This window comes from Pseudonocardia sp. (assembly GCF_025465255.1).
Classification (GTDB): Bacteria; Actinomycetota; Actinomycetes; order Mycobacteriales; family Pseudonocardiaceae; genus Pseudonocardia.
Genome location: NZ_JAODNI010000064.1, coordinates 1 through 4,212, shown reverse-complemented (window position 1 = coordinate 4,212; position 4,212 = coordinate 1). Strand labels below are relative to the sequence as shown.

4 protein-coding genes and 1 pseudogene are annotated in these 4,212 nt (G+C 69.5%); 1 reads left to right on the top strand and 4 read right to left on the bottom strand.

Translation table 11 applies throughout. The annotated features are described in order from the left end of the window. Both JWP64_RS06630 and JWP64_RS06625 read right to left on the bottom strand, forming a co-directional pair. Window positions 1-445 (bottom strand): annotated as a pseudogene (locus tag JWP64_RS06630) (YncE family protein); the annotation flags it as partial. Window positions 446-459: 14 nt separating this feature from the next. Beyond that, the gene (locus JWP64_RS06625; RefSeq protein ID WP_297493585.1) at window positions 460-861 is read right to left on the bottom strand and encodes a cupredoxin family copper-binding protein; all 402 of its coding nucleotides are present in this window, start codon (window positions 859-861) and stop codon (window positions 460-462) included. Window positions 862-2,040: 1,179 nt separating this feature from the next. Between JWP64_RS06625 and JWP64_RS06620 the strand changes: the two genes are divergently transcribed. After that, complete coding sequence (locus JWP64_RS06620; RefSeq protein WP_297493583.1) at window positions 2,041-3,252, top strand: LCP family protein; 1,212 nt, start codon at window positions 2,041-2,043, stop codon at window positions 3,250-3,252. Between the two features lie 512 nt (window positions 3,253-3,764). On the opposite strand, the gene JWP64_RS06615 is transcribed toward JWP64_RS06620, so the two are convergent. Together JWP64_RS06615 and JWP64_RS31400 are read right to left on the bottom strand one after the other, a co-directional pair. Further along, entirely contained in the window at window positions 3,765-4,085 is a 321-nt protein-coding gene (locus JWP64_RS06615) for a hypothetical protein (protein ID WP_297493581.1), read from the bottom strand. A 52-nt stretch (window positions 4,086-4,137) separates the two neighbouring features. After that, on the bottom strand, window positions 4,138-4,212 hold a 75-nt coding region (locus tag JWP64_RS31400), incomplete at its 5' end, for a helix-turn-helix domain-containing protein (RefSeq protein ID WP_366889506.1).

Sequence of the window (4,212 nt, the reverse complement as noted above, 5' to 3'; positions counted from 1 at the left end):
AACCGCCGGTCTCATTCGTTGTCCAGATCGCGCCCCGGCGCGGGTCATAGGCCAGGCCGTCGGGGTACTCGCCGGTCGGAGTGCGGGTGAGCACCTCGCCGGTGTCCTCGTCGAGTCCGACCACGAGATTGCTGCCTGTGGCCGTGGCGTAGACCCGATGCAGCGCGGGAACAACGAGCACGCCGTGGACCTGGGAGAGACTCGGGATCGTGCGCACGACCCGGTGGGCACGGACATCGACCTCGAGGACTTCGCTGGCCCCCAGGTGGGCGATGAACAGCAGCCCCCGGTCGGCATCCAGGCCGTAGTCAAGTCGCGAATCGTCCCCAGGCAACGCCAGCTCACCGCTGATCCGCAACGGCAGCGCCGAAGGGGCGGGTTGATGGGAACTCGGGGCGACCACGACGAACCCCACCGCCACCACGACCGCGACGAGAACACCCACCGCCGCCCTCGTCGTCAGGTAACCGTGACCGATCCCTTCATGTACGGATGGATCGAGCAGATGTAGCTGTACGTCCCGGCCTTCGAGAACGTGTAGCTCCAGGTCTGGCCCTGGTTCAGCGTGGGCGAGTGAAGGGGCCCGCCGGAGATGTCGTGCGGGGCGGAGTCGCTGTTCGACCAGGTCACCGTGGTGCCGACCGGGACCGTGGCGGCCGCCGGCGAGAACGCGAAGTTCGCGATCGTCACGATGCTGGCCGCGACCGGCTGCACGGCCGCAGTGGCCGCCGGTGCCGGCATGGACATCGGGTGCTCGGCCGGCGGTGCCGCGACCGGGCCGCCGCACGCGGCGAGCGCGGCCAGAGCGACCGCCGTCGACAGCGCTCCGAGGTACGTGCCGATACGTGCGCAGTATTCCATAACTACCTCCCTTTGTAGATGACGGACCACGAGGTCGAACCTCACCGATACGCGAGACCGATCTATCTGGCCGTGACGCGTCCTACGGCGGCAGAAACAGCTTGTTCGTCCCCTGCTCGATGCAGATCGCACCGACGGTGCCGCGGAGAAGAAGGCGCCAGTAGTTCACTGCGAACATTCACGCAGTCCTCCCGCTGTCGGAATATATGGTGGTGTCGTTCCCGGGTGGTTGCTGTAGCCGGTCTCGTCGGCGAGGATCGCCGGCGCGGCGTCGAGCCGGCCGAGCGTCGGTAGGGATCAGGGCAGGCCTCGATGACGGCGGCCACCGGGTGGGAGCCGGCCCCGGGCGCGGATGTGGGGGACCCGGCGGCTTCACCCTGAAATGGACCGGGCCAAGAGCGTGGTGCACCGTTCTCCAGCGGCCGGAAGGTGCGCAGGCGTCCAGAGGACCGCGACACGGGCGGCAACCGTGCCACGGCGACGACCGCTGCGGCCGCCCACCATGGCTCCGACTCGGTAGCGCGGCCATGAGCTCGTCGAGCGAACTATTCATGACCAGTCCTCGCTCGGGCAGAAAACGTCGAGGCAGGGTTCTGCGAATTTTGAGGTTACGCGCGCCCCGCGCGGGGTTGTCAAGAGCTCAATGAAGATTCATGGGAATCATCTCGGCAAGGTGGAATGATTCCGAAGAAGGGCCGGACTTACGTGGTGTACAGCCCCTGTGAACTGGCAATATGCGATCATTGGTCTTTTTTGTTCTGCAAGATCGATCCGTTCGTTTCAGTGCTGTCCGGGACGCTGTTCGACCGGTGCCCCGAGGGGCGCGCCGACCCGGCCGGCGGCGCGCCGGCTAGCGGCTGCTCGTCGACCGACCCGCGGTCCCCGCGGACGCGGTGGCTGTCAGCCACCGGGACGCAAGCCGTCCCGGTTCGACCGCAGAACTGGCGGCCGGCTGACCCCGCAGCCCACGGTCAAGCTTTCGTGGCGTGAGCGCGGGGTTTCGTCCTCGCCCACTTGCGCCACCGTGACTTCACCTGAGCTTCGCGGCCTCTGTGAGACCTTCCCTTGTCAGCCGCGCGAGGCTGCCGCCGGACGTGCTCGCGCCGCCGACGACTGCCGACGGCAGGTCATGAAGTGACAGGAGGCCTGTTGTCCGGCGTACCTTCGTGTGGGGGTCCGATGCGGGCGGGTCGGGTACTCGTCGCCGTTCTCTCGGCGGCGGTGCTGCTGGTCACCGGATACGGGTGGTCGACTTACCACCGGATCGACGGCGCCCTCGCGACGAGCGACGTCCTCGGTGCCGATCGATCACCGGACGGCGCCACGGACATCCTGCTCGTCGGCCTCGACAGCCGGACGGACGGTCACGGCAACCCGCTGCCCCAGCAGGTGCTCGACGAGCTCAGCGCCGGCACGGACACCGGGACGCTCAACACCGACACCCTCGTGCTCGTGCGGGTCCCGAACGACCCCACGGCCGTCGCGACGGCGATCTCGATCCCGCGCGACTCCTACGTCGACGTGCCCGGCTTCGGGAAGCACAAGATCAACTCTGCGTACGAGCGCGCGATGACCGACGCGCGGGCCGCACTCACGAAAAAGGGCATCACCGGGGCGGACCTGGCACGCCAGGCCAGCCAGGCCGGGCGTCGCGAGCTGATCTCCACCGTCGAGCAGCTCACCGGCGCATCCGTCGACCACTACGCGGAGGTGAACCTGGTGGGGTTCGCCGAGGTCACCCGGGCGGTGGGCGGCGTTCCCGTATGCCTCGTGGCGCCCGTCCAGGACTCCTATTCCGGCGTCGACCTGCCCGCGGGTCCCCAAACCCTCGAGGGCGCGCAGGCCCTGGCGTTCGTCCGGCAGCGGCACGGGCTTCCGCGTGGCGACCTGGACCGCATCGTGCGCCAGCAGGCGTTCATGGCGAGCCTTGCGCATGAACTGCTCTCGGCCGGAACCCTCGCGAACCCCACCGCCCTCTCCGGGCTCATCACCGCCGTCGACCGCTACATCGTCATCGACCAGGGCTGGGACCTGCTGCGCTTCGCGACGCAGGCCCAAGGGCTCACCGGCGGGAACATCCAGTTCCGCACCATCCCGACGGGCCGTCTCGCCCTCCCGACGCCCTCCGACGGCGCGGCGGTCGAGGTGAACCCGGCTCTGGTCCGGTCCTTCGTCGCAGGCGTCAGCTCACCCTCCGCCGCCGCCTCTGCGGATCCGGGCACCGCCGACTCCGTGAGTGCGACCGCCGACGTCGAGAATGCCAGTGGCCGCACGGGACTCGCCGCGCCCGTGCCGACCACGCCCTCGGCGGGGACGACGCCGGGCGGAACCGATCCTGCAGCGACCGACGCGCCGCCCATCACCGCGGGCGGCCTCCCCTGCGTGAACTGAGCGACCGGTCTTCAACCGAGCACTGTTCGCAGCCTCGGCCTCAGCGACGGCGCGGTGGAGCGCCCCCGCCCTGGAGATGATCGCCGAACCCTCGACACGGTCCGCATAGGCGCCCGGGGCGCAGGTGATCGAGACCCCGGTGCGGAGCACGCGGCGGAGCACATAGTGCAGGTCCGGACGGCCCGCGCGCACGGCAACCGAACACGCCCGCTCCGGTGCTTGGACCGACACACCGACTTCTGAAACGACGTTCAAGCCCACCGCGTCCACGCTGTGTTCCATCCGGTTGGCCTCGAGGACGGCCGGGATCCCGGCGTCGACCTGCGGCTGGTTGTAGGTGTAGCTGGGCCGTACCCCCCGTTGATCATCAGGGCGGCGTCGAGCGCGAGCATGGTCTCGTAGTCGAAGCCCTCACCGCTGGCGTTGCCGCCGATGTCCGTCGGGTCGCTCCCGATCCGGGCGATCGCCGCGGAGTACCAGGGGTCGGCGCATCCACCCACACCCGACACCGCTCAGCCCCGCGGAGTGCTGGGCTCCTCGCGGCGGGCCGAGACGGGCACCGGACCGAGGGGCTGCCAACACGCGACGCGCCGACGCGCAGCGGGTTTCACAACACCCCTGAGCCTCCCGACCCAGGAGCGGATGCCCTGACGATCGTCGGCGCAGACGACCAGCTGGTCGCCCGTCCGCTCGTCCACGAGGAGCCGCAGGTGGGCGAAGCGGTTCCGGTGCGTCAGGTCCACGTCGGACCGGTCACGACCGCAGAGGTCGCAGAACGTCCGGGAGGTGCCGTGCTCGCACTCCAGCGCGTCGAGGGCTCGCCGCTCATCCACGGCCCAGGACTCCCGAAGCTGACCCGAAGTGCGAGGTAGGGCTCGATTCCGGTCAGGTCGTCGCTCGGGCGCGGGCAAGTGCGCGATAGACCGTGGACCGGGCGACGTTGAACAGCTCGGCGAGCTC

Excerpts from the sequence above, each read along its gene's own strand:
- JWP64_RS06625 (WP_297493585.1), bottom strand. The coding sequence starts at position 861 with ATGGAATACTGCGCACGTATCGGCACGTACCTCGGAGCGCTGTCGACG.
- JWP64_RS06620 (WP_297493583.1), top strand. The coding sequence starts at position 2,041 with ATGCGGGCGGGTCGGGTACTCGTCGCCGTTCTCTCGGCGGCGGTGCTG.